The sequence below is a fragment of the Petrotoga sp. SL27 genome, assembly GCF_002924605.1.
GTDB classification, from domain to species: Bacteria; Thermotogota; Thermotogae; order Petrotogales; family Petrotogaceae; genus Petrotoga; species Petrotoga sibirica.
The window spans coordinates 32,336-59,180 of record NZ_JAIP01000002.1 but is presented as its reverse complement, the minus strand read 5'-3'; the positions used below and the strand labels follow the sequence as shown (position 1 = coordinate 59,180).

At 32.1% G+C, this 26,845-nt stretch carries 23 protein-coding genes and 1 pseudogene; 16 read left to right on the top strand and 8 right to left on the bottom strand.

The genetic code is table 11. From position 1 onward, the window contains the following. Positions 1-5: 5 nt before the first annotated feature. From AD60_RS00965 to AD60_RS00905, 13 genes are all read left to right on the top strand, one after another. The gene (locus AD60_RS00965) at positions 6-1,451 is read left to right on the top strand and encodes a radical SAM protein (protein ID WP_103876010.1); all 1,446 of its coding nucleotides are present in this window, start codon (positions 6-8) and stop codon (positions 1,449-1,451) included. A 298-nt stretch (positions 1,452-1,749) separates the two neighbouring features. Further along, the gene (locus tag AD60_RS00960; protein WP_103876009.1) at positions 1,750-2,712 is read left to right on the top strand and encodes a 1-phosphofructokinase family hexose kinase; all 963 of its coding nucleotides are present in this window, start codon (positions 1,750-1,752) and stop codon (positions 2,710-2,712) included. Between the two features lie 25 nt (positions 2,713-2,737). Further along, on the top strand, positions 2,738-3,187 hold the full coding sequence (locus AD60_RS00955) for an HPP family protein (protein WP_233186776.1): 450 nt from the start codon (positions 2,738-2,740) through the stop codon (positions 3,185-3,187). Continuing rightward, entirely contained in the window at positions 3,177-4,481 is a 1,305-nt protein-coding gene (gene mtaB / locus AD60_RS00950; RefSeq protein WP_103876007.1) for a tRNA (N(6)-L-threonylcarbamoyladenosine(37)-C(2))-methylthiotransferase MtaB, read from the top strand. Before AD60_RS00955 ends, mtaB begins: the two co-directional genes overlap by 11 nt. Beyond that, on the top strand, positions 4,471-5,286 hold the full coding sequence (locus AD60_RS00945; RefSeq protein ID WP_103876006.1) for an aminotransferase class IV: 816 nt from the start codon (positions 4,471-4,473) through the stop codon (positions 5,284-5,286). Before mtaB ends, AD60_RS00945 begins: the two co-directional genes overlap by 11 nt. 30 nt (positions 5,287-5,316) lie before the next feature. Continuing rightward, positions 5,317-5,607 carry a DciA family protein gene (locus tag AD60_RS00940; RefSeq protein ID WP_103876005.1) on the top strand — a complete coding sequence of 97 codons (291 nt, stop codon included), beginning with the start codon at positions 5,317-5,319 and terminating at the stop codon, positions 5,605-5,607. A gap of 23 nt (positions 5,608-5,630) precedes the next feature. Beyond that, complete coding sequence (locus tag AD60_RS00935; RefSeq protein ID WP_103876004.1) at positions 5,631-7,556, top strand: type IIA DNA topoisomerase subunit B; 1,926 nt, start codon at positions 5,631-5,633, stop codon at positions 7,554-7,556. After that, entirely contained in the window at positions 7,556-8,044 is a 489-nt protein-coding gene (locus AD60_RS00930; RefSeq protein WP_103876003.1) for a hypothetical protein, read from the top strand. Before AD60_RS00935 ends, AD60_RS00930 begins: the two co-directional genes overlap by 1 nt. A 1-nt stretch (position 8,045) precedes the next feature. Beyond that, positions 8,046-9,356 (top strand): cell division protein FtsA, encoded by a 1,311-nt coding sequence (locus AD60_RS00925; RefSeq protein ID WP_158248343.1) that lies wholly within the window; start codon positions 8,046-8,048, stop codon positions 9,354-9,356. Next, a complete protein-coding gene (gene ftsZ, locus AD60_RS00920; RefSeq protein ID WP_103876001.1) occupies positions 9,346-10,470 on the top strand; it encodes a cell division protein FtsZ in 1,125 nt (374 codons plus the stop codon). Before AD60_RS00925 ends, ftsZ begins: the two co-directional genes overlap by 11 nt. Before the next feature lie 2 nt (positions 10,471-10,472). Continuing rightward, a complete protein-coding gene (locus AD60_RS00915) occupies positions 10,473-11,579 on the top strand; it encodes an ATPase, T2SS/T4P/T4SS family (protein ID WP_103876000.1) in 1,107 nt (368 codons plus the stop codon). 329 nt (positions 11,580-11,908) lie between these two features. Further along, positions 11,909-13,120 (top strand): hypothetical protein, encoded by a 1,212-nt coding sequence (locus AD60_RS00910; RefSeq protein ID WP_103875999.1) that lies wholly within the window; start codon positions 11,909-11,911, stop codon positions 13,118-13,120. A 104-nt stretch (positions 13,121-13,224) separates the two neighbouring features. Further along, positions 13,225-14,115 carry a DUF5685 family protein gene (locus tag AD60_RS00905; RefSeq protein WP_103875996.1) on the top strand — a complete coding sequence of 297 codons (891 nt, stop codon included), beginning with the start codon at positions 13,225-13,227 and terminating at the stop codon, positions 14,113-14,115. Positions 14,116-14,337: 222 nt separating this feature from the next. Here the strand turns inward: AD60_RS00905 and AD60_RS10075 are convergent, their stop codons facing one another. Further along, positions 14,338-14,571, bottom strand: a complete 234-nt coding sequence (locus AD60_RS10075) for a hypothetical protein (RefSeq protein WP_134080027.1) — start codon at positions 14,569-14,571, stop codon at positions 14,338-14,340. Positions 14,572-14,818: 247 nt separating this feature from the next. On the opposite strand from AD60_RS10075, the gene AD60_RS00890 reads away from it, so the two are divergent. Both AD60_RS00890 and AD60_RS00885 read left to right on the top strand, forming a co-directional pair. Then, positions 14,819-15,931, top strand: a complete 1,113-nt coding sequence (locus AD60_RS00890) for a KamA family radical SAM protein (protein WP_103875993.1) — start codon at positions 14,819-14,821, stop codon at positions 15,929-15,931. Between the two features lie 74 nt (positions 15,932-16,005). Beyond that, a complete protein-coding gene (locus AD60_RS00885) occupies positions 16,006-16,965 on the top strand; it encodes a P1 family peptidase (protein ID WP_103875992.1) in 960 nt (319 codons plus the stop codon). On the opposite strand, the gene AD60_RS00880 is transcribed toward AD60_RS00885, so the two are convergent. The 3 genes from AD60_RS00880 to AD60_RS00870 are packed head-to-tail and all read right to left on the bottom strand — an operon-like array spanning position 16,952 to position 18,746. Next, on the bottom strand, positions 16,952-17,467 hold the full coding sequence (locus AD60_RS00880; RefSeq protein ID WP_103875991.1) for a chromate transporter: 516 nt from the start codon (positions 17,465-17,467) through the stop codon (positions 16,952-16,954). The genes AD60_RS00885 and AD60_RS00880 overlap by 14 nt on opposite strands. Further along, a complete protein-coding gene (locus AD60_RS00875) occupies positions 17,464-18,027 on the bottom strand; it encodes a chromate transporter (protein ID WP_103875990.1) in 564 nt (187 codons plus the stop codon). Before AD60_RS00875 ends, AD60_RS00880 begins: the two co-directional genes overlap by 4 nt. 14 nt (positions 18,028-18,041) lie before the next feature. Then, positions 18,042-18,746 carry a GntR family transcriptional regulator gene (locus AD60_RS00870; RefSeq protein ID WP_103875989.1) on the bottom strand — a complete coding sequence of 235 codons (705 nt, stop codon included), beginning with the start codon at positions 18,744-18,746 and terminating at the stop codon, positions 18,042-18,044. A gap of 267 nt (positions 18,747-19,013) precedes the next feature. Between AD60_RS00870 and AD60_RS00865 the strand changes: the two are divergent. Next, a pseudogene (locus AD60_RS00865) lies at positions 19,014-20,513 on the top strand (sulfatase). A gap of 109 nt (positions 20,514-20,622) precedes the next feature. On the opposite strand, the gene AD60_RS00860 reads toward AD60_RS00865, so the two are convergent. The 4 genes from AD60_RS00860 to AD60_RS00845 all read right to left on the bottom strand — a co-directional run bounded on the left by AD60_RS00860 (position 20,623) and on the right by AD60_RS00845 (position 26,590). Further along, positions 20,623-21,921, bottom strand: a complete 1,299-nt coding sequence (locus AD60_RS00860) for a sulfatase (RefSeq protein ID WP_103875988.1) — start codon at positions 21,919-21,921, stop codon at positions 20,623-20,625. Between the two features lie 32 nt (positions 21,922-21,953). Next, positions 21,954-23,066 (bottom strand): ROK family transcriptional regulator, encoded by a 1,113-nt coding sequence (locus AD60_RS00855; RefSeq protein ID WP_103875987.1) that lies wholly within the window; start codon positions 23,064-23,066, stop codon positions 21,954-21,956. A gap of 34 nt (positions 23,067-23,100) precedes the next feature. Beyond that, complete coding sequence (locus tag AD60_RS00850) at positions 23,101-24,543, bottom strand: sulfatase (RefSeq protein ID WP_158248342.1); 1,443 nt, start codon at positions 24,541-24,543, stop codon at positions 23,101-23,103. A 271-nt stretch (positions 24,544-24,814) separates the two neighbouring features. Further along, entirely contained in the window at positions 24,815-26,590 is a 1,776-nt protein-coding gene (locus AD60_RS00845; protein WP_103875985.1) for a CehA/McbA family metallohydrolase, read from the bottom strand. Between the last annotated feature and the right edge of the window lie 255 nt (positions 26,591-26,845).

Here is a 26,845-nt window from a genome sequence, read left to right as displayed (position 1 = left end):
CTGGTATGGCAGTTATGGACTCAATGAAAAATATGTTACTTAAACAAAGTTCTAAATTAATAACCCGCGTCGTAAGAAACTCTGATGTAGATCAACTGGGGAAATTGTTATGGACTTTATCGAAATTCTCTAAGGAACCTGCGAAAAGTGGACTTAGAAAATTAGCTACGGGGGCGGAAAATCATGATCCAATGCTCGTGAACTGGGCTGATTTGTTCAAGAAATCTAATCCCAAAGTTGTTGAAAAAATAATAAACAATCTAATCATCAACGAATTTGCAGTTGGTGAAAAAACAAGACAGGAAAAGATGCATGAGTATGGAATCGTTCTTCCAAAATTAGCTGTGCTTTCTCCTACATATGCATGTAACCTCAGATGTGTGGGTTGTTATGCTGCTATGTATGGACACAAGTACATGCTTTCCAAAGAGGAAATTTTTGATGTAATTCGACAATTTAACGATTTGGGTATCTATTTCTTCATTATAACAGGTGGAGAGCCATTTGTATATCCTTATCTATTTGATGTATTAGAAGAGTTCAACGATTCTTATTTTTTGCTTTATACGAATGGGACCTTGATTAATGAAGAAAACGCTAAAAAGTTGGCAGAATTAGGTAATGCTACATTGGCTATCTCAGTGGAAGGGTATGAAGCCGATACCGATTGGAGAAGAGGTAAAGGTGTTTTTGAAAAAATTCAAAACGCTTGGAAGCTCTTGAGTGAGAATGGTGTTATATATGGAGCCTCCGTCACGGCAACGAGAAAGAATCACGACGCAATAATGAACGACGATTTTTGGGAGTACTTAAAAGAAAACAATGTGAGTTACTCGTGGGTTTTCCAATTTATGCCCGTAGGAGCGGATGCTTCAATGGATTTAGTGCCAACTCCAGAACAAAGGTATGAAAGGTTTTACAAATTGGAAGAGTTAAGGTTAAGTGGAAAGTTCGCGTTTGTTGCCGATTTTTGGAATCATGGTTTCTTAACCAACGGTTGTTTGGCAGCGGGATCTAAGTATTTACATATAAACGCCAAAGGTTATGCAGAACCATGTGTCTTTCAACAGTTTGCTGTAGATAATATAAGGGAAAAGAGAATTGTAGATATATTAAAATCGCCGTTTTTTGAGGGTTATAAGAGAACCATTCCTTATTCCAATAATTTGTTTAGACCATGCCCTATAATAGATAATCCCAAGGTATTCAGAGCAATGGTAAAAAAGTTCAACGCTATTCCACAGCATCCCGGTAGTGAACGGACCGTGAATGAATTAGCCCCTGAATTAGACCAACTTGCCGATGAATGGAAAAAATATGCCGATAAGCTTTGGTACGAAGAAGGTTACGCTGAGAAATATCCTTCAAAAAGAGGTGTATACAACTACAAAGTGAGGATGAGAAGATACTCAGAAAATGAAGAAAAACTAGCGTTGGATAAAAAAGCATAGTAAGGATTCTTTGATATTAGTATCATCTTTTAAAATAACGGGTATTTTGTACCCGTTATTTTAATTTTTCGGTTAATAATACTTAGGTTTGATATGATATAATATAATAAAAGTAATCATTTTAACAAGAAAATGGATGATTTAGAAAAAACAAAATCTTCAAAAATAATTTTTTACTTTTAAAAGGCTAACAGGGCAAAGTTCTCCCTAAAACGGTGAGTCAATATGTAAAGTTGCGCTAAATGGAGTTTTAAAAGTTCAATAGATTGTTAAAAAAAGATGTATTAGGAGGAAATCAATGGAGTACGATTTTTTATCTGTTACTTTAAACCCTTCACTGGATAGAGAGGTCATAATTGAAAATTTCGAAGTAGGGAATATGTATAGAGTTGAAAATTCTTCAAATTCAAGAATGGAGCCTGGAGGCAAAGGTATTAACGTTTCAATAATGCTATCTAATTTGCAAATAAAATCGATAGCCACAGGTTTTTTGGGCGGGTACATAGGTAACGTTATTCAGAGCAAACTTTCTGAGTTTGATAATATAACGATGAATTTCGTTTATACACAAGAAGAAAGTAGAGAAAACATTGAAATAATAGATCCCTTAAAAGAAGTAATAACATTGATAAACAGCAAAGGTCCTTTAATTAAAGATGAAGATTACGATCATTTTTTAAAGAGATATAAAAATTCTCTTTCACTAGTAGAACATGTTGTGGTATCGGGGAGTGTTCCGCCAGGCTTGAAAACCAGTGTTTATTCCGAACTGATGTTGGAAGCTAAGAAAAGAGGAAAAACTACTTACATGGAATCAATTGGGCCGTATTTTGAAGAAGCTATTTTAAATAATTGTCCTACCGTTGTGAGACCAGACTTCAGAAGAAGAACAGAAGTTTTTGGAAAAACTCTGGAAAGTATAGATGATTTCATTGATGCTTCGAAGAAAATTATAGAAAATGGTGCCAGATTAGTTGTTATGAGTTATCAGATTTTCGGTGATGTGATAACAACTAATGAAGGAGTTTGGCTCTTTAATCCAGAAGAAAGAATCGAGAAGTCACATCTTTTTGGAGCGGGGGATGCATTTATGTCTGGAATATTGTACTACATAATAAATTATAATTTCAATTATTTTGAAGCTGCGAAATTCGGTATGGCTAGTGCCATATCAAAAACGGATTATATTGAAAAGAAGATAGGAACTTTGGAAGATATAAAAAGAAGTTTAAATAGGTTTTCCATTGAAAGATTAGAATAACAAAGAGGTGTTTACCTTGAAAGCCATGGAAATAATGGAGAGAGATCTTACTTCTTTAATGGAAGATGAGAGTGTAGAACGTTTTATAACTATATGTAAACGGCATAATTTATCTGCACTTCCTATAGTTGCAAGTGATTTTAGGTTGGTTGGATATTTAAGCGAAAGCGGCATCATTGATGCCTCGCTTCCCGGGTATTTGAAACTTATGGAAACTACTTCTTTTATACCAGATAGCCATCAATTTTTTAATGGATTACGAAAAATATTGGATCGTCCGGTCTCTGATTTTATGATAAAAAAGCCATTTAAGGTTTACTTTGATGATACGGTTTTACATGTAGCTGATGTAATTATAAAAAATAAGTTAAAGGTTTTGCCAGTTGTTGATGATGCAGAAAGATTGGTGGGGGTTATTAGAAGAATAGGGCTCCTTAGCAAAACATTAACCGGTGAAATAGAATATGAAACGTAAAATTTCTTTTATTACTTTTGGATGTAAAATGAACCAAGCTGAAAGTCAGGCACTGGCTGAGAAATTATCTCCTTATTATGATGCTGTATTTGAAGAAAAAATGGGAGAAAGTGATATTTATATTTTAAATACTTGTGGTGTTACTTCAGAGGCAGAGAGGAAAGTAAGGCAAACTATTAGGAGATTAAAAAAATTAAATAAAAATTCCAAGATTATAGCAATCGGTTGTTATTCAGTTTCTGATCCCGAAGGATTAAAAAAATCAGGCGCAGATTTGGTTTTAGGTAATTTAGAAAAAAAGCAAATAGACGGATTATTGGATGAGGAAGGCATATATTCAGATAAATACTTTTGGTATCATAATGAAAAATATGACATATTAGTTCCTAATGAACCATACAGTAACCGAACAAGGGCCTTTTTACCAATAGAGGAGGGATGTATTAACTCCTGTTCATTCTGTAAAATAAGATTTTTGAGAGGATTAAAAATAGTCAGTTTACAAAAAAAAGTCGTTATTAAAAGTATAGAAAAATTCATAGAAAAAGGATATAAAGAAATAGTGTTAACCGGAACAAATTTAGGATACTACGGTTTGGACAATTCAGAAACATTAGAAGAACTGTTAAATCAAATTGGAAAGAGTTTTGCCGATAAAGAAGTTAGAATAAGGATAACATCCCTATATCCCGAAATAATAACTGATAATTTGTCTGCTATATTGAACACTTATCCCATATTTGAAAGGCACATACATCTTTCAATTCAACATTTTTCTGATAAAATTTTAGATTCAATGAATAGAAAGTATAATAGAAAAATGATTTATACAGCTATAGAAACCTTAAGAAAATACGATTCAAATTTTTCTATTACCTGTGATCTCATAGTCGGGTTTCCCGGTGAAAATGAGGAAGATTTACGTATCATGTTTGATTCAATTGAAGAACTGAAGCTTTTGAAAGTCCATAGTTTTAGGTATTCACCACGTGAAGGAACTTTTGCTGCTAAGATGAAAAATCAGATACCCGCAAATGAAAAAAAGGCTAGAATTTTACAACTGAATGAAATTGCTGATTTCTCAAGAAAAAGTTATCTGAAGGGTATGATAGGGGCTAAAGTAAATGTATTGGCAGAAAGCCATTTAAAAGATGGTTTTTTTGGATACGATGAATATTATATTCCGCATAATATTCATTCTAATGAGAAAAAAGTTGAAAAAGGGCATTTTTTACAGGCGGAAATATCTTCTTTGTCTGAAGAAAATAAAGGGGTGGTATCAAATGTTTTATAATGGTAAAGAATGGGTAGAATTTCCTTTGGTTAGTGGAGATGATGAAGGTTTCGTGAATGGTTATTCGATTTATGAGGTACTTAGAACTTATTCAGGTATTCCTTACAATTTAAAAAGGCATTATGACAGGTTACAACGTTCTGCCGATTTTATGGCACTTGAAATACCACCTCTGGAAAAGATAAAAATAATTTTAAATCAAGCAAAAAAGATTCATAATTATGAGGAATTCAGATTTAAAATATATGTAACTCCATTCACATCGAAATATAAGACATTTTATTGCTTTGTTGAAGAGTTAAAAGAGGATGTAGATCTGATTGAAGAAGGTGTGGTAGTGAATATAGCCAGAGAAAGAAAAACTTCTTCTCCTATTATTCCTTATTATGTAAAAACACCTTTAAATGGATCGATCAAATACGTGCATAAAAAATATGATTATTATTATGATTCAATCATTTTGAATGAGTTCGGTAATGTTACCGAAGGCACATATACTAATATTTTTTATGTTAGTGGAGGTGTTTTGTTGACACCCCATATTTCATCGGGAATATTACCGGGGATAACTAGAGAAGATGTCCTTGAATTGGCAAATGATTTATCTTTAGAAGTTGAAGAGAAATCGAATGTTCAAGTTTGGGAACTTTTATCTGCTGAGGAAGTGTTTCTCACCCACACTTCAAGGGGGATAGTACCTGTTAGAAGGATTTTTCCTGATTTTACTTTTACTGTACCTGGTGTAGTAACGGAAGCTATTCTTGACAATTGGAAAGATTTTATAACAGAAAAAATAGAAGATTGAGAGAAAAAGTTTATTATTAAGATGGTCTAAATGGAAGAAAAATTTGAAGGTATTTTAAAAGAACTTTCTAAAAAAAATTTGGTTTACAAAAAAATATATATAATAAAGAAATTAAGAGAAGAAATACCTAAATATATCCCCGAGAATCTTTCACAATATGTGACAGTTAAAAATTATCTCTTAAAAGAGAAGGTACTAGAAATAGCCTGCTCTAATAATTATGTTAAACAGGAAATACTTTTTAAGGAAAAAATGGTGCTGAACGCGTTAAATTCTATTCTAGAAAATGAAGCGATAAATAGAATTAGAATTGTTCCTTGAGAAATGCTTGTGGAGGTGTTTAAATGGTAGAAAAAACATATTCTGGAAACGATATAAAGGTCTTGAAAGGTTTAGAACCGGTGAGACTAAGGCCTGGAATGTACATTGGATCAACGGGTAAAACGGGATTAAACCATATGGTTTATGAAATAATTGATAATGCCATAGATGAGCACGTTAATGGCTTTTGTGATACCATCCGAGTTACTTTAAATGAGGATGATTCTATTGAAGTTGAGGATAATGGAAGAGGTATACCTGTAGATATACACCCAACTGAAAACAAAAATACATTGGAATTAGTTATGACTTCGCTTCATGCAGGTGGAAAGTTCGATAAAAAAGCTTATAAGGTTAGTGGGGGGCTACATGGAGTAGGAGCATCTGTGGTTAACGCTCTTTCGGAATATATGGAAGTAAAAGTCTTCAGAGACGGGAAAATATACTATCAAAAGTATTCAAGAGGTATTCCTCAAACTGATGTAATCGTTATAGGAGAAACAGACAAGACCGGAACTATTGTGAAATTTCTCCCTGATAAAGAAATATTCGATGAAGGAGATATAACTGTTGAATCACGTTTAATTGAAAATAGACTGAAGGAAATAGCCTTTTTAAATCCTAACTTGAAGGTTTTTTTTGAGGATAAGAAAAGAGATTACATCCAAGAATTTCATTTCCAAGGTGGTTTGAATGAATTTATAAATTACGTGTTGAAAAGGCGGAAAATGAATTCTGTTTCGAACCCCATATATCTTAATGGATCATATCAATATAATAAATTGGAATCAGAGATTCAAGTGGAAATAGTTTTCGATTATACTGATTCTGAAGAAAGCAATATCATTTCTTTTGTGAACAACATTAGAACTATTGATGGTGGAGAACATGAATCTGGATTCAAGCAAGCTCTAACTAGACTATCAAACGAATATGCAAGGAAGTACAACGTTTTAAAGGAAAAAGACGATAATTTTAGCGGAGAAGATGTAAGAGAAGGATTATTAGCCATAATACATGTAAAAATGCCCAACCCCGTTTTCGAAGGTCAAACAAAGGGAAGATTGGGGTCTAAACTCGCTAGAGAAGCAGTAAATCAAATAACTACAGAAAAATTATCCTTATATTTTGATGCAAATATTAAAGAAGCAAAAAACATTTTTGAAAGAATGTTTTTGGCCTACAAAAAAAGGCTAGCTGCTAAAAGAGCAAGAGACAGTATTAAAAGAAAAACGATATTCGAAAATACAACTTTACCAGGAAAATTGGCAGATTGTACATCGAAGGATTTAAATGAATCTGAGCTTTTTATAGTTGAAGGAGATTCTGCAGGGGGAAATGCAAAACAAGCTAGAGATAGAAGGTACCAGGCAATTTTACCCTTAAGAGGGAAAATTTTAAATGCAGAGAAAACAGATTTTCTGAAACTTTTAAAAAATGAACAAGTTTCGAATATTTTTACGGCATTGGGAACTGGTATAGGAGAAGAGTTTGATTTATCCAAATTGAGATATGGTAAAATCATTATCATGACCGATGCCGATGTTGATGGTGCCCATATTAGAACTTTAGTATTGACACTTTTTCATAAATACATGCGTTCTTTGATAGAAGAAGGATATGTGTACATCGCTCAACCGCCATTATATAGATTTGAGGTGGAAAAGCAACATTTTTATCTTTATTCCGACGAAGAACTTGAAGAATTAAAGAAAAAGTACGGCGATAAAAAGTGGAGGTTACAAAGATATAAGGGGTTAGGAGAAATGAATCCTGATCAATTGAGAGAGACCACGATGGATAGAGAAAGTCGAAAACTTGTGAAAATAAAGATTGAAGATTTAGAAATGGCAGAGGAGATGTTAGAAATACTCATGGGATACGATCCATCTGTTAGAAGAGAGTTTATTGAATCTAATGCTAATAAGGTGAAAGAGCTCGATATCTAGTGCAAGGGAAAAAATTAACTTTAACTTTTTTTTACCTTCTGCTTTTAACAATTTGTTTTTACAATCTCCATCCTTTTTTTGGAACTCAAGAAGAGCTGTTTGCTTATAAAGATAAAGTAGAAACTGGGAAAAGTATTTATTACATAGAAATAAATAACAGATATTTTTATTTCGATATTTATGATAATATAACTTTTGTGAGCGATTATCCACAACCAAAATTTATTAAAGTAATTTTTTCGAAAGACAAAATTAAAAAAGAGGAAGAGCTCAATTTTATCAAGGGTATTTATTACAATACTTCGATTAGAGAAATAAATTTTCAAAATAAAGAAATACTTTGTTATAATAACATAAGAATTGAATACCTTAAATTACCAGAAATTAATAATTTTTTAGCAACACTTAGTAATATAGAATTCTTAGGAGCTGGGAATTATTTTATCAGTAACCAAAGTTTTTTTAAAATCGATGATCGGGGGTTATAATATGGCTAAAGATTATTTGATTGGAATAGATATAGGTAGTTTTTTTCTAAAGGGAGTACTTTTTGAAACAGATGAAGCCGGGCATATAGTACCCATTTCATTAAGCAAACTTCCAGTTGATGGCATTATTAACGGTGAAATTCAAGATATGGAATCGTTGCGTAGATCAATTGAAACACTTATAGAAAATTTGAAACAGGAGTCTCAAAAAAAACTAAAAAATCCCGAAATTATCGTAGGATATTCTTCTAACGCTTTGAATATCACGGAAGAAAATTTTACCGTTGAGTTTAGTAAAAGAACAGAAATTAGAGAAAATGAACTAAGAAATATCAGAAAAAACGTTATCAAAAAATACACTGATGAAGGAAAAATAATTTTGGATTCTAACTTTGTAAAGTTTCATATTGACGAAAAAAGGGTGAAAAATCCAGTTTCTTTTTTTGCCGAAAAATCTCTAACTACAACGCTAAATGTGGTTTGGGTAGATGAGAATGCCTTTTCGCTGTTAATTAACGTTTTAAAAGACATTGTCTATACTTCTGAAATTCCTATATACGATTCAACTTTATCAAATAGTTATATTATTACCACTCCTAACGATAGAAATGTTGGAATTACCGTTATAGATTTTGGTTACAATTCTTGTAGGATAATCATCTTTAAGGACGGTATTCCAAAATTATTCTACACTTTCCCTTATGGAATGAAATATGTATTAAAAGATATTTCCAATATACTTAAGGTTTCTGAAAGAGAAGCTCATAGATTATTGGAAGAAGAAGGATCATGTTCGAGAGAAACCAAAGCAATGAAAAAGGTAAATTTTCAATTATTGACAGGTAGCGGTTATTCTTACGTTCCTGTAAGTCTTTTAAATAAAATAATTTTTGCTAGAGTAAGAGAAATCATAAGCAGATTAAATGGAGAACTTTCAAAAATTGGTTATGAAAGAACTTTCGAAGTAGGGGCTTTACAAGGAGGAATAGTATTGACTGGGGGAGGTTCAATGATAAGGAATATTGAAACCACTATTAAAGAATTGATGGGCGAAAATTTCAGAAAGAGTTCTATAGTATCTTTCGACTCGTTCAAGAATATTCCAGAAGAGTTAATAAAAGATCCGGAGTTTCAAACTGTTTTTGGTTTGATAGAAAGATACAGAATTGATTTGTTGGAAGAAAATCTTTATGAAAAAAGTAAAGAAACACCATCTGAATCTCCCATAAGAAATAAGTCTCCGAAAAAAACAACAACCGCCTTCAAAACTTTTTTTAAAAAGATAACGGGAGGTGAAGAAGATGCCCTTTGAAATGGAAGAAATCAACAAAAAAAATAAGTTGTTTAGTAGGAAAACGAGTTACAAGATAAAAGTTATAGGTGTCGGAGGAGCGGGCAATAATGCTATTCAAAGGATGATAAAAAAAGGTATTGATGATGTAGAACTGATTGCTGCAAACACGGATGTTCAGGTTTTAGAAAATAATGACGCACCTAGAAAAATTCAATTGGGAAAAGAGTTGACAAAAGGATTAGGTGCCGGCGGAGATCCAGAAATTGGTAAAAGATCGGCTTTAGAAAGTCAAGATGATTTAAAAGAAACTTTAAAAGAAACAGACCTTTTATTTATAACTGCAGGTTTAGGAGGAGGTACTGGGACCGGGGCTGTACCTATTATAGCTGATTTAGCCACACAAATGGGTATTTTGACTGTGGCCATAGTTACCTTACCTTTTCACTTTGAAGGATCGACAAAGGAAAGAATAGCTTTGAAGGGTTTTCAAGAAACTAAAAAGTATGTTGACAGTTTAATTAAAATATCAAACGATAAACTTATAGATAACGATGATGATATTCCCATAGATAAAGCCTTTGAGAAAGCTGATGAAATACTAATTCAAGCAATAACAGGTATTTCTGATTTGATAACCAAGCCAGGTATGATTAATTTAGATTTCGCAGACGTAGCTTCGGTATTACGCATAAAAGGGTCAGCTATGCTTGGTATTGGTCTTGCAAAAGGAGAAAAAAGAGCCGAAGAAGCTATAAAGAATGCCCTGAACAGTAAGATCTTGGAAGATCCTGTGAGGAATGCGACCGCTGCTTTGGTAAACATTGCCGGTAAAACCCCTACCACACAAGATGTAAAAATTATCAACGAAATTTTACGTTCATACGCCATTGATGACGCAAAGTTAAAAATGGGAATCACACTTATAGATTTGCCTCCAGAAGTTATTAAAGTTACAGTTATAGCATCTGGTTACGACAAATTACCTGGAGAAGAAAACTATCTAGATCTTTATGAGCAGCCAGCTTTATACAGACAATTTGGGAAAGGTATAGTTGCTGAAGAGATATCCAAATTGAACAAATATTTGCAAGATCATGTAGAAGAAATTCAAGGTGAAGAAGTCCAACAATAATAATGAAAAGAAAACCTTCTAATTTCTATCTGTTATACGATAAAAGCCTAAAACACTATGAAGTTGAAGAAAATATTTTAGATAAGTTTTTAAAAAAGTATGAGGATGAAAATATTACAGATTTTCATTTTGAACCTCACGATGAAAAGGTAGAAGTTAAGGCTAGATACTGTGGGGATCTAATACCTTTAGAGATAATGAGTATTTATGAATATGAAGTAACGTTAAACAAATTACTAATCAATTGTGGATATGATATAGTAAAAGATTTTGAAAATATCGACGGTTCTTTTAGTTTTCAAGAGATTAATTATAGGGCTTCCTTTGTTAGGTCTTCAGGAGGAATAAGTTGTGTTTTAAGAAAATTAAGAAACATAGATGATATTAAAGTTGTTTTGGAACCTTCGATTCTTTCTAACGTAGAAAAATTAATTGATCAAAAATCAAAAATGCTTGTTTTTTCAGGTCCTACAGGGTCTGGAAAAACTACAACAATGCAATATATAGTGAATAAGTTCAAAAGAAGAAGAAAAGTACATAGCATAGAAAATCCAGTAGAGTATATTAATCCTGGTATAATTCAAATAGTATCAAAAAGCGAGGAAGAGAAAGCAGATATTTTAAAATATATATTAAGGCAAGATCCTGATTTAATAGTTGTGGGTGAAATTAGGGAGAGAAATTTTGCAAAATTGTTATTTGAATCTTCGATAACGGGTCATTTGGTGTTTTCTACTTTACACGCTAAGAATGTTTTTTTAGTACTTCAAAGGTTGAAGATGTTTGGAATAGAAGTAAAAAATCTATCTGAAAGTTTAGATCTAATTCTTAATCAAAGATTAATACCTAAAAATTGTTCTTTCTGTCAAGGAAACGGGTGTCAGCACTGTTATAATACGGGGAAAAAAGGTTTTATAACTATTTTTGAAGGTTTAATAATTTCAAAAAATTTGAAAAAAGACATTTCACAAGGTAAAAGTATCAATTTTATAATTGATAAATACAAAGATTCTGACTGCTATATAGATCCATTAGCCACACTTGGTAAATTTTTTAATGAAGGGTTAATCAATGAAGATGAGTATTTAAATAATTTATCCTCATTCTAAATTAGACACTTTAGAAATAATAAGATTTTAAAAAATAAGATTTTGATTTTAAAAGGGTTACAGAGCAGAGACTTTTTGCAGCTTTGTGCAAAATAGTTCTTTATAATGCTTTAGAAACAATTTCCATATTTTCATTTGCGAAGCAAATGTGTTCGGGGATCTTAAGGGGTTTTACCCCTTAATGTTTGGGTGAAGGGGAGCTAAAGCAAACTGTATGTAACTTAGAATGATGGGGGTATTTTAAAAATTTTTAGATTCTTGAAGTATGGTTTAAAGCAGGTTTCAGAGTTTCAAAAGACACTCATTCTAAATAATAGTGAGATGAAATCATGCAATACTTTTCAAAAAGCCCGGAAGAATGGCGAAAGTACGATGAAGAAAGGAAAAAAGAAAAGGAAAGAAAAGAACAACCTAAAAAAAGAATAATCAGATGGACATTTTACATTGTTATTTTTTTGTCCATATTAACATTGGTATTTATTTTTATGGGACGTGGAAGTTCAAGATTTGATCTACCTTACAGTATGATTATAAAAGGTTTTCATATTAATTTAGAATCAAAAGAAGAATATTACTATCCAGATAACTTAGATATAAAAGTTACTATACAAAACACCAACAACAAAGATTCTCATATAACAATAAAAAATTTTTCATTTTTGATAGTAAACCAAGAAAGTTCGGAGGTTGTATACAGTTATGTATTCCCTCAACCCGTAGAAACTGATATTTCCCAATATCGAACAATTTTAGTTTTTGATCTCTTAAGAGAAAAGGAAATCTCAAATCTAGATAAAGGAACTTATGAAGCCAGAGTGGCCTTTATCTTAAATGATCAAAACGTAAATCTTGTAAAAACATTTAAATATGATAAAGGATTGATTATAGATGTTTTTGCTAAAGAGATGTTCTACCTAACTACAGAATTCCCTTCTTTTAACATATTAGCAGTAAACCGAACTAACGAACCATTTAATAAAGAATTTTTTGGAACGCTAATAATAAAGCAAAGAGAAAAGGTAATACACTCACAAAGATTTTCCTTTGGGACATTAAATTTAAATCCATTGTCTTCAATATCTTTGGATTTTGAAATTAACAAAAAGTTTGATCCAGGAAATTATTTTGTCTTATTTGACTTTAATTTCCTTGAGCAAACTTATGTAACCACTTTGAATATAGTCGATCAAATAGATCAAAATTATAATGATATTTCTCTTTTAGTTTATGTTGTTTCAGTTGCGTCAAGAGGAGATCAACTTGATTTTGAGGGCTTAATAAGGAATTCTAATAGAGAAGTTAGGGCATTTGAAATTTCACAAGTACTCTTTAAGTTATTCTACGAAGGACAGATAATTTATAACTATGAGAATAACAATTTATCTAGGGTATATATATCCGAATTGGGAACAGCAAAGGTATTTGATTTATCAAAAGTTAAAACTATTACTTTGGATAGATCAGGAAAGCATGAAATTCAATTCAGTGTGAATATAGGGAATAAGACATTTTCAAAGAAACACAGATTTGAGGTTTATTAAGTTCACCTAACTCCTTTATCCTGATGGGGGTGGGCTGCGGGGTGAAGGGGCGCTAAAATGAAGTTTCCAAAGAGAGTAAAATTAATACAAATGAGGATAAAATAATGTACGGATATCTATCTATCTATTTTACCCCTACCGAAGAAGAAAGAAAAAATTACCTATATTACTATTGTGGATTATGTCATTCTTTGAAAGAAAATTTAGGAGAGTGTTATAGACTCACGACGATAAAAGAAGTGGTTTTCTTTTCAATGCTTAATAACCCTGTTGAGAGCATAAACGAATTCAGGTGCCCATATGTAGGATTTAAAAAAAGAGTTAAACCTGCGAGTAATTCTTTCATGACACCTTATGCTTATCTCAACTTACTCATAATCTATGGAAAACTTTTAGATTACAACTTAGAGGGAAAGTTAGTACCCAAAAAAGTTTTAAAAAAATTGGAATCAAAACTATTTGAATACTTTGACTCCAAGATTATCAAAGAATACAATCATCTATTAATGAAGCAACAAAAGGTTGAAGAACAAAATTTGGATTTGGATGATTATGCTAAGCCATCTCAAGAAATTATGGAAATGTTATTCGAAAAATTTTTCCCTCAAGGATTTCCCGCAACCATGCCTATTGTGACCGCTTATTTGATATATTTGGTAGACAGTGTATACGATTTCCATAAAGATATAAAGAAGGGAAACTTTAATGCCATAGCAAGTTCTTTTGGAGTCACAAAATTAGAAGAATTAACCCAGGATCAAAAGGAGAGAATTTTGTTCACTTACGATTTATGTTCAAAAGAATTTGCAGAAAATATAGAAGAAATTGCTAATTTCAACAGTTTTTTAGTAAAAAAGTTAGCCACTTTTTCTTTGATATATCATAGAAATTCTGTCACAAAGATTTTAGATGGAGGAAAAAAAGATGAAAGAGCAACAAACCATTCCAGAACAAATAAAAAAGGGAGAGTTCAGAAACCTGTTTTTAAAATATAAGGAAGATGAAAAATTTAGAGAAAAAATAAATACTTTTAGAGCGGGTTACTATAGTTATGGAAGAAGTGGATGTGGTAGCTGTTTACAATGTTTAGGGGCCACGGTATGTTTAGATACCCTTTGTGAATGTTTTGGCGGAGATCTTTGTAATTGGTTTTAAAAGTTTATGAATTTAAACATAAAAAATCCCCTAATTAAAACTGCTTTTTTGGTAATCTTTTTTTACTTGCTTTTCCTTATTTCAAGGTATTTGAGAATCGCTCCCACCGTTGTTAGTTTAATTCTCCCTTTAGGAGCTTTCTTTTTAGAAAAAAGATATGCATTTATTTTCAGTATTTCAATTTTCTTTTTAATATTTATCAGTGGCTTTGTTGTAGAAGCAAATGGTATATTTTTGCTCTTTTTTCTTCCAATTCTATCTTTTATTGTTATAGAAAAATGGTTGTTAAAACACATATTCATTACCTCTCTTTCAATCCTTGCTTTTTATCTTATGTATACTTTCTTTGGGGAGCTCCTTCCGGATTCTGTAACTAGGGGAAAAGGTTTATTCTTAATAATACTTCTTTATTTATTTTTTACTAATGTTTATGGATACTTATTAAAAAGATTGAAATATGAGATTTCTTCTTTACTGGATAATTTTTTTCAAAAAGAAAATTATTAATAGAGTACATTAAAAAATATGAAAGGAGTTGTTTCTATGTATCCAGAATACATAACTAAGTTAGAAAAAGTAAAAGGAATTTCACAAGAAGAGCTAAAAGAACTTCAACCTGTTGAAGAAAAGTATAAATTCAGAGCTAATGAATATTACTTGGACCTGATCGATTGGAAAGACAAAAATGATCCTATAAGAAAGATCATTATTCCCAGTGTTGAAGAATTGGAAGATTGGGGATTAGAAGACGCCTCAAAAGAACATTCATATACAATAAGTAAAGGTCTGCAACACAAGTATAGGGATACCGCTTTACTATTAGTAAATGATGTATGTGGAAGTTTCTGTAGATTTTGTTTTAGAAAAAGATTGTTCAAGAACATAGGTAAAGAAGTTGTTAGAACCCGTGAGATTGATCAAGATCTTGATTATATTCGAAAACACGAAGAAATCACAAATGTTCTCCTGACTGGTGGAGATCCTTTACTTCTTTCAACAAATAAACTTAAATCAATTATAGAATCTATTTGTGAAATAGATCATGTAAAAATCATTCGCATAGGTACCAAGACCCCAGCCTTTAACCCTTTTAGAATAATATCGGATGATACTCTACCGAGTTTAATTAAAGAAATTTCCAATAGTGGTAAAAAATTATATTTTATCGTTCACTTTAATCATCCCAAGGAATTAACCACTTTTTCTATACAAGGAATAAATATACTCCAAAATTCCGGAGCCATAATAGCGAATCAAACTCCTCTTTTGCATGGTATTAATGATAATCCTAAAACATTATCAACATTGTTTAAAAAGCTATCCTTTAATGGTATTCCTCCCTATTATGTATTTCAAAATAGACCTGTCATGGGAAATAAAGGTTTTACTATTCCTTTAGAAAAAGCTTATTCAATATTCCTAGAATCTTTAGAAGATATCTCAGGTTTAGCCAAAAGACCTAGATTTGTAATGTCTCATGAATCTGGAAAAATAGAAGTTGCCGCATTGACTAGCAAAAATATTATCTTTCGTTATCATAGATCGCACAATCTTGATAACTATGGTAAATTTTTTATCTTCAAAAGAAATCCACAAGCCTATTGGTTTGATGATTACAAAGAATTAGTAGAAATATATAATTACAAAAGCTTTTAAAATATATAGATAAGGTTCCATTACTTAAAGGATAAAAATTTTTAGTTAGTCATTTAAAAAGGAGAAGATTAGATATGTTCAATAGTATAACGGATGTTCCAGGAATAAAAGTAGGACACTACACTGATTATAAAGCATTGACAGGTTGTACGGTTATTCTAACCGAAAATGGGGCGGTAGGTGGAGTAGATGTTAAAGGCTCAGCCCCAGGTACAAGAGAAACAGATTTACTAAAACCGGGGAATCTTGTTCAAATGGTGCACGCTATTTTATTAACCGGTGGAAGTGCTTTCGGCTTAGATGCAGCAAGTGGAGTTATGCAATTTTTAGAAGAAAATAGTATCGGCTTTCAAACAAGTACCGTTAAAGTCCCAATAGTAGCTGCTGCAGTGATTTATGATTTGGATATAGGAGATCCAAACGTTAGACCAGATAAAAGATCTGGTTATGTCGCAGCAAATTTAGCAACATCAGATTGTATTGAAGAAGGATGTGTGGGTGTAGGAACCGGGGCACTTGTTGGTAAGGCGGCAGGTGTTAACAATGCTATGAAAGGAGGGGTAGGAACTTACTCCATTGAATTAGGTAACGGAATAATTGTCGGAGCTATAACGGTTGTGAACGCTACAGGAGATGCTTATGAAAAAGGGGAAATAATAGCTGGGGCAATAGGTAAAAACAAGAAATTTTTGAATATATCTGAATATATGAAAAAATCGACTTTTAATGCTAATCCGGGTGAAAATACAACTCTATCCGTCGTAGCTACAAATGCAAGATTGTCTAAAGAAGAAGCAAACAAAGTGGCTCAAATGAGCCACGACGGAATGGCAAGAGCAATAAGACCTGTTCATACTATGTACGATGGAGATACTATTTTTTGCTTGTCTACGGGTGATTTACCAAGCGACGTTACTTTAATTGGTGAAGTGGCAGCAGAAGTAGTAGAAAAATCAATTATAAAAGCTATCAAATCGGCGAGAAAAGTTGGCAATATTCTCAGTTACAAAGATTTGAATCCTAGTAAAAGATAATTCCCACTACTCCTGTCATAACTATTATAAAAATCGGATTTAATTTTGTGAAAAACAAAAGTACCAAAACCCCAATAAATATCAGAAAACTCGCCAAATTTAAGATATTAGCGACTCCTATTGTGTATGCAGAACCAAATATCAACCCGATAACAGCAGGTTTTAGAAATTTAAGAATATTTTGTTGAGTATCGCCATTTCCGTTTTTAAAATATCTGCCTACCAGTAATCCTATAATTAACGAAGGCAGTATGACTGCAGTTGTCGCGACCAAAGAACCAACTACCCCAGAAACCTTATATCCAACAAAGGTAGCACTATTTACTGCTATTGGTCCCGGAGTAACTTCTGATATAGCAATTAAATCGAGAAACTCTTGAAGCGGCATCCATCCTCTTCTTTCCAATTGTGTTTGGACGAGTGGAATCATAGCGTAGCCACCGCCAAATCCAAATAAGCCAATTTCAAAAAAAGAAAAAAACAAGCCAAATAAGGTTTTCATGGCTTTTTTCTCCCTTGGGACATAGAGTAAAGAGTACCCATAATGAAAGCGATAACAATTATATAAATAGGATTAATGTTAAATACTCCAATTGCAACAAAAGCCCCTGCAGCTAATAAAACTAAAACGATGGACCATTTAACTGATTTTGATAAACTTATTGCGGCGTATACAATAAGTGCTGCTATAGCAGGTCTTATACCTTCAAAGGCACTTTGTAAAACGCTAAGTCCTGCTGTTTTCGTAAGGGTAAAAGCTATCACCAATATTATTATAGAAGAAGGTAAAGAAACCCCTATTGCTGATATAACCGCTCCTAAAACCCCCTTTATATTGTATCCTACTAAAATAGAAAGATTAATAGCCACAGCTCCTGGTATAGTTTGAGTTAAAGATACCGTGTCTGTGAACTTATCCTTTTCTACCCAATTTTTCTTTTCTACGACTTCTTTCTCCATTAAAGGAATCATAGCGTACCCCCCGCCAAAAGTGAAGAGCCCTATTTTAAAAAACGTAATGAACATTTTTAACACTATTTTTGATTTGCCTTCTTCACTCATTTATATTATTCTCCCTACAATTTTAATTCAGTAAAGAATCTAAAATGATCAGCCCTTATCAGGCTTTCTCTGAATTCTACCAACCTATTTTCCGAATCATATGTATATCTTGTAGTTTGAAAAAGAGGAATATTTTCATCAATTTCTAGCAATTCTTGGGCTTCTATCGAAGGTAGGATAGGTTCGAGATATTCTTTGGCATTGACACATCTTATTCCTTCTCTGGCAAGTAAATCATACAAAGGTTTTGTTTCTAGATTTTTATTATCTGTTTTTTTTAGAAAATCAATAGGGATGTAAGAGCTTTCCAATATTAAAGGAATTTCTCCAACTAATCTCAACCTTGTAATTTCCCATAATTCGACGTTTTTAAATTCATCAACATCTTCCAGTCCAGAGACGTTTTTTACCGATATAAGTTTAGTATTAGAATTCTCAAGCTTGCTGGCTATACTTTTTCCAAAACTGTAAAACTTTAAAAGACTTTGTTCCCAAAAAAGAGATTGAACTTTATATCCTCTTCCTTGGTAACTTTTAATTGTCCCTTGTTGTTTCAATAAACTTAAAACTTTTCTTATCGTAGTTCTTGTTACATGGAATTCTTCGGCTAGCTCATTTTCTGATGGAAGAAATGAGTTCATTGGATATTCTCCTTCATATATTCTTGAAATTATTTTGTCAGCAATCCTTTGATAGATTGGCGTCTTATAATCGGCCATTTACGATACCTTCCTTCAAGAAAGATACACAAATATGTCTACTCCTACTTGTATACACAAATTATATCAAATAAAAGGAATTATGTCAAGAGTTCTCAGGGTACTATGAAAAACCGGATGATTTTCTGTGCAAATTGATTAGTAGTAAAATAATATTAGCAAGGATCCCAATAATGTTACTAATCCATATATTTAAAAAATATATTATAATTAGCATAAGTGCACCAAAGCAACAAAATATTAAAAATTAGAGGGGAACGAGTAAAGATGAGAATATTATTTATCGATATTGACACTTTAAGGGCAGATCATCTTGGGAGTTATGGATACTTACGAGAAACCTCACCAAATATTGATGATGTGGCTAAAGAAGGTATTAGATTTGATAACTACTATTGTTCTGATGCCCCGTGTTTACCTTCTCGTGGAGCTCTATCTACAGGTAAATTTGGTATAAAAACAGGTTTAGTTGGTCACGGTGGAACAACTGCTGACATGCGAATAGAAGGTAAGAATAGAGATTTTCAAGATAAACTAGCATATATGAGTTTACCTGCTTTGTTGAAAAACATTGGATTTCATACAGTTACGGTAAGTCCTTTTGGAGAAAGGCATTCTGCTTGGTGGTTTTATGCTGGATTCAATGAGGTTTATAACCCTGGAAAATGTGGCCTTGAAAGAGCGGATGAGATCGTTCCTTCAGCTCTAGAGTGGTTAAACAAAAATGCTGAGTCAGACAATTGGTTTTTACATGTAAACGTTTGGGATCCACATACGCCATACAGAACACCCTCTGACTTTGGTGACCCTTTTGAAAATTCATCTATACCAAGTTGGTATAACGAAGAATTAATAAAAAGACATAGAAAGTTAGCTGGTCCACATACTGCTCAAGACTTAAATATGTATGACAATCGTGAAGATCCAAGATTTCCAAGGCAACCTGGTGAAATAAAAAACATGAACGATTTGAAACAATTAATAGATGGCTATGATACAGGTATTAGATATGCTGACTTTTGGATTGGAAAGATAATAGATGTGTTGAAAGAAAAAAGAGTATATGAAAATACAGCTGTGATAATATCTGCCGATCATGGAGAAAACATAGGGGAGTTGGGTATATATGCAGAACATGCGACAGCTGACAACATAACCTCTAGAATTCCCTTGATAATAAAATGGCCAGGTGGATTAAAAAGCCATGTACATCAAGGCTTTTTATACAATTTGGATCTAATATCAACATTGTACGAAATATTTGAATCAGAAATAAAAAGTAAGTTTTCTGAAGAATATATTCAAATGTTCAAAAAAGAAATGGACGGAATAAGTTTTGCAGATGTAATATTTAAAGGTGAAAACATATCTAGAAAGTATTTGATCTTAAGCCAAATGGCACACGTATGCCAAAGAAGTGTTAGATTCGAAGATTGGATTTATATGAGAACTTATCACGATGGATACCATCTTTTCCCTAAAGAGATGTTATTCAATTTAAAAGAGGATCCTCACGAACAAAATGACATAGCCAAAGAAAGCCCAGAAATTTGTAGGGAAGCACTGTCTTATTTAAATGAGTGACATGACGAGATGATGAAAGAATTACCCGAAGGATACCAAGTAGATCCATTGCAAACGGTTTTAAAAGAAGGTGGACCTTTTCATACCAGAGGTCAGTTGAAAACTTACTACGAAAGATTAATAGAAACAGGTAGAGCAAAAACAGCCGAAGAACTGAAGAGGAAATATCCTGAGGAATTTTAGCATTTTTTAAAAATAAAAATGATTTTCCCATGTGTGTAAAGATAATTGGAAATTCGTAGCAGAAAGACCGGCCTTCAAATCCTCAAGGCCGGTTTTTGAAAATTCAATTTTATTCATATCTTTCTTCCATTGCACTCATACAATCTCTAGTATTCACAATTGCACCTTTTGGTTTTTCTACTTTTCCTTTCAAAAGTGGATCATTAGTCTTTTTCATCCAATCATATAATTTTGACTGCAATTCCCTTAGAATATTCTTATAATTGTCTTCTTTAATTAGATTATTTCTTTCCATGGGATCAAAATACAAATCAAAGAGCATTTCTTTTTGCCGTTTAACTTGTAATAAACCATGGCTTAAAAGAAATTCTTTGCTTTTAGTGTCATCAATGTTAGCTGGTATAATTTTGTCGTAATTATCAAAGAATTTAATATATTTATATCTTTCCGTTCTAATGCATCTGGTTGGTTCATACGCCGCATGAAAAGTAATTTCTGCGAACAGTTCTTCTCTTATTTTATCTACTTTGCCATCTAAATAAGGTTTTAGGGAAAACCCCTCCAACCATGCAGGTTTTTCTATTCCTAAAAAATCGCAAATAGTAGGAAAAATATCTAAATGTGAAACTAAAATATCTGTAGCTTCTCCTGATTTTTTATTATTAGGAAATTTTAAAATAAGGGAGATCCCTATCCCTGTATCGTACAAAGTACACTTCATGTTTGGTAAAGGTATCCCATGATCTGTAGTGAAAATGACAAGAGTTTCTTCTTCTAAATGATTTTCTTTTAGTGATCTCATTATTTTGCCCACACATTGGTCAACTATATGAACAGAAGTAAAAAATTGTGCCATGTCTTCTCGAGTCATAGCATTGTCGTAAAGGGGAGATGGTGGCTTTACATAATTTGGATTAATTTTAGCTTCAGGAAATGGGATGTGAGTATTTTGCATCCCGAATGAAATGAAAAAAGGCTTTTTAGGGTTATTGGACAAATAATCTGAAACTAGTTCGGCATTTTTTATATCTTCCTTCCAATCGTTCGGGTAATGCTCTGCCTCACAAAGAATTTTTTTATATCCTATCATTTCAGCTTTTGGTGCAACGTGTTGAACTCCACATAATACTGTGTCATACCCCACTTTATTCAATAAATTTACAATGTGTTTATCGTAATCATTTAGTTTAAATCCTCTATGAGCTAAACCAAGCATTCCAACTTTGTGCGGAGAAGCCCCGGTCAATAAAGCTGCTCTACTTGGTGAGCACGTAGGAGCAGCACTAAAAGCATGCCTAAAAAGAGTTCCTTCTTTTGCTAATTCCATCAAATTTGGTGTAGGAGCATCAAAACCATAAGGTGAGATATATTTACCAGTGTCATGAGTATGCATATAAAGTATATTCACTATTACTTACCTCCATTTTTTATTTGATTTTATTACACAACTTTTGAGAGATATTTATTAGCAACATCTAGGTTATTAAAAAATTTGTTTATCAAAGAAAAGCAAGAACCTAAGGCTGCGCTTCTCATCAATGATTTGTCAACATAAATTTCATGCTTCCTTGCTTGAAAATTAACTATTTTTTCTTTAACTTCTTCTATAAGCTTTTTTTGGATTTTTTCAGGAAAAATTTCTATGTATCCTCCTAAAATGTAAACTGAAGGGTCATATAAATTTATAATGTTTGATATAACATTAGATGATTCATTAATAAAATTATTTAATTCATTTTCAATGCTTGTTATTTTTTTAAGTTGTTTTTTCAAACTATCCAAATCGTAGATTTTATTTGAAGCACTTAGTATTTTAAACATTTCCCCAGAAACACCTGCGAATAAATTAGAACCTTCATATAATTGTTTGTTTATTATTATTCCGTTCCCTAAATATCCCATTATCTTGTCACTATTAAAATGTATTGCAAGCAAAGAGTACACTAGATTAGAAGGATGATCATTCCTATTTAAGAAAAAATGATACATCGCTCCCGCATTAGCATCGTTTTCCAAATAAACAGGAAATTGAAATTTCCCTTGGAAAATTCTATTGAGTTTTTTAGATTCATTCAAACCAAGCGGTTTCGAGAAAAATGGGGTTTTTCCTTCTATATCAACTTCTCCTGGAAATGCTATAGCCATGCAAATAACTTTTTCAAAATATGACTGAAAAGGACGAATAGTTTTTATTAAAATATTAGCTAAATTATCAACGGTGATATTTTCTTCAACAACATTTTCTTGGATGATTTTCAATCTAAAATTTGTAAGAAAAGCAGTACTAGAATTTTCTGTTATTGTGACACCTATAAAATAACCCTTATCTTCATTTATTTGTATGATAGAGGCTTTTCTTCCAACTTTTTCGGTTTTTTCTTTTTCAGTACCCGTCTTAATTAAATGGTGTTTTAACAAGCGACGAAGATTTCTTGAGATATTTGATCGATCTATAGATAGTTCTTCGCTTAATTTAGGTATAGTTGAATAAGAATTAAACCATAGATTTTTAAATATTTGTAGTTGTGTGAAATTGCTTATTATTTGTGCCATACTATTTCAAATTCTCCTCCATTTCAATATTTTTTTAATAAAAATTATTTAAATTCTTTTTTATGTATTTTCTCATCTCATTACCTTTATCTTCTAAATTGTATACTAAATTTGCTTTTTCATCAATATAAGAATGTGGTGCCGATTCAAACAATATCCAATCCATTATCCTATTTTTCAAATTTTCTCTTATTTCCGAATAGCTTTTATGATCATAAACATTAAATAGTTCAACGGGATCTTTGTCTAAATCAAATAATAAATTTTCCCCGTTTTTATTGAGGATTAATTTGTAACTCTGAGTTCGAACCATATAAGAATTAATATCTTCTGCAAAAATAGCATCTCTTTGTATTTTACCGTTTTTTAAATCTGTTCCTTGAGAAAATTGATCCTTATATATGTTGCATTGACTTAAAATAGTCTTAGAAATATCAAGAGAGTTTACTAAGTTAGAAGATGTTTTATTATTTGAAGAATAAGGATATTTTATTATTAATGGTATTCTAATTAAAGGTTCATACATATAGCCACCTTTTAATACCATATGATGATAACCCATGTAGTCCCCATGATCGCTTGTGTATATTATTAATGTTTTATCATATAGTTTTTTTTCTTTTAACTTATCTATGATCTTTCCAATCCAGAAATCCATATGAGAGATAGTTGCATAGTAGTAAGCTAAAATTTCTTTCATTAGAGATTTATCTAGTTTCTGATTTGGGAAATAACCTTTATATTTTTTTAAATCAAGTTCCAGGCATTTATCTGTCCAACCCTCTAAAAGATTTAAATCAACGGGATTGTACATTTTATCCCAAGGTTCAGGAGGATCAAAAGGATGATGAGGTTTTATGAATCCAATCATCATAAAATAATTATTATGAGCACTCCAAGAATCTATTTTTTCGATTGCCTTTTTAGCTATCCAGGATGTTGAATAATCTTCTTCGTTTAAATTACTTTTTAATGCTCCAAAATTTTCCCAATATTCATTTCCCGCCATATTTCTATATTCGTCTACCTGATCAATTACATCAATCTCATCTAAAAGTCCTTTATCTTTTAAATAATTATGATAATCGTCAACATATCTTCCGGGACCGTTTTGTTCAGCCAAATACATAGCTTGAAAGCCTATATCTAGGTAAGTTGGTGTGAAATGCATTTTTCCTATAGCGATTGTATAATAACCATTCTCTCTAAGTATGCCAGGTAAAGTATCCAGATTTTTTGGAATGGTGGAATGATTACTAATGCCCATATGTTGATGAGCATATAGCCCCGTAAGAAATGAATAACGGGAAGGAGTACACAAAGGATAGGTACAAAAAGCATTGTCGAAAATTGTACCTTCTTGGGCTAGTTGATCAATATATGGAGTATTTACTTCATTATTTCCGTATGCACCTATACAATCAAACCTGTGCTCGTCAGATAATATTAAAATTACGTTGATATTTTTCGTTGCCATTTTACTTCTCCTTTCAAAGAACATTTTGGGATATTTCCTCAATATGTCCGTTCTTTTCTTGCTTTGACGATTTAACAGAGTTCGTTATAGTAAAAAATAAAAAAAGGTTCAAAGATTCAGTTGAATTTGAAATATTTCTTAGACGACAACCGATGAGATTTTTATCCCTTTTTATGCCATTTACCTAAGAAGACAAAGTGTTGATTTGTATGACTTAATAAATATGTTATGTTTTTCATTTCTTTGCAACTGTTATCGTACTTCATAAAAATTAATCAATCCATATAGGACTGGACCACGCTCTTTCTCCATCATCTTGCTCTACTCGTATGTAGTAGTAACTCTTATTTTTTACTACGATATCTTTTACCAATTTAAAGTTTCTATCTCTATTAATACCATCTAAATTTGCTTTAAATACAACACCCTCATTTGATACAACCTCAATATTTCTAAGCGGTGTGGTGCCTACAATATTCAGATTTACAGGTAGTTTGCTGTATTGTAATTCTTCAATAGTTTCGCCCATTTCAGCATCTCCTAATCGATACTCTAGCAAAATAGGTTCTCCAGTAGTGCCATAGGCTTTTCGATTTTTCAGGGCATAAAAGATAGAATTGCGATCAAATTTATCTACCACAACTGCGACTCTTCCACTACCTAAATAATGGTATAACTGCGACCTTTTTTCAGTCCCCTGAGATAATCCGGGATGACCATCGTGGGCATCACTTGAACAAATTATTCCATATTTCCTGCCATTATTCAAATGATCACGAACTGTATTATATTCAGTTCTAGAAACTCCGGTATTAAATTTTTCCTGTAAATCATAGGATGATTCTGAAAATCCCCAGCATGAGTATATTTCTATTAATCGATCAAAATTTTCGTTATAATAATTTTCAGTAGAAACAGGAAATTGGCTGGTTGAAGGATGGTGAGGTACCGTAAAAAAGTCTACATCTTCATTTTTTAAAGTCTGCCATAACTCATCTGGCGTAGGATTATCTTTTTGCCATTCACCATAACCAACCATTTTTCTGCTTGATCGAAACAATATTCCGCCTTTATCAAGAAAGTAAACATTTCTATGTCCATAATTAGGAGAAGTCCACTCATAGCCATGAAGTGTTACAAATTTATCCCTTTCATTGTAGGATTCAGTCAAAGACTGCAGATGTTCCCAGTCATTATTATCCATCTGCCAATCGTGTTCAGAAAGGCAAAAGAAATCAAGCCCTGCTATATTACGGGCAAAATCGAAATTTTCAACTCGTTTTTTCTCACCGCATCCCCAACCCAGAAAATCACTTTCTCCACTATGTACATGAATATCTCCAAATAGATATTTCTTATTTCCTATTGTTCTAATCATATTATTAGCAACAATTTCTTTAATAATTTCTTCCACATTCATAAACGCCAATCCATCTTTCGGTTTTCCAATTCTACACCAGGTTTTTGACTTAATGCTGGAAATACCCTTAATAGAAATTTTTAAAATTTTATCTCTTGCAAAGATATTCTTGGGAACTAAAACAGCAGCCAATCCGAGGGAAACAATGGAAGATTCCAGCATGGCTGGATCAAGTTTGATAGTCTGTCCTAAATATGATGTAAGAACTTTTTCAACATGAAATAAAAATTTACATCCATTTGCCTCCCACCTTTTATTATGTTTAGTTAGAGAAAAAGGTATATCAATTTCTTCGTTAATTTTCAAATTGAAGTACCCCGTCTCTACAGGGTTAACACTGTTAATACCCATTGAAAAAGGGAAGACAATCACTGCTGGTATATCATAATTGTAATCTACTTCAAAATCAACACTAGCTTTTCCTTTACCATTACTAATCACAGTATTTGTAGCTACTATATTTACAGTAGAATAGAAAAAATTACTAACAGTGTCCAAGAGTCCCTTTTCGTCATTACTCATATTTTTTTGATGAACAAAAGTCTGAACACCATAATTGTCCCGTAAGTATTTTTGCCTGTTCTGATGTTTTATCAAAAACTCCTGCTGAACTTTTTTTTCACTCATAAAGTCTTCCTCCAATCTTTATATATATTTACTGTTTTTTACAATCTCTAAAACACACATTTTAACCATTTTTTAATACCTTCAATATTTAACTCCCTGCATATATAATTTAGCAGATCTCGCATATGATTCAACTAATGTTTACGATTACGTCCATTTGGAAATTAGTTCAACCGCTTTCATACCTTTTGGGAGTTCTTCTGAAAAAGGGTTAGTCGAATCCTTTTTAAAGAAACTTTCAAGAAACATATACCT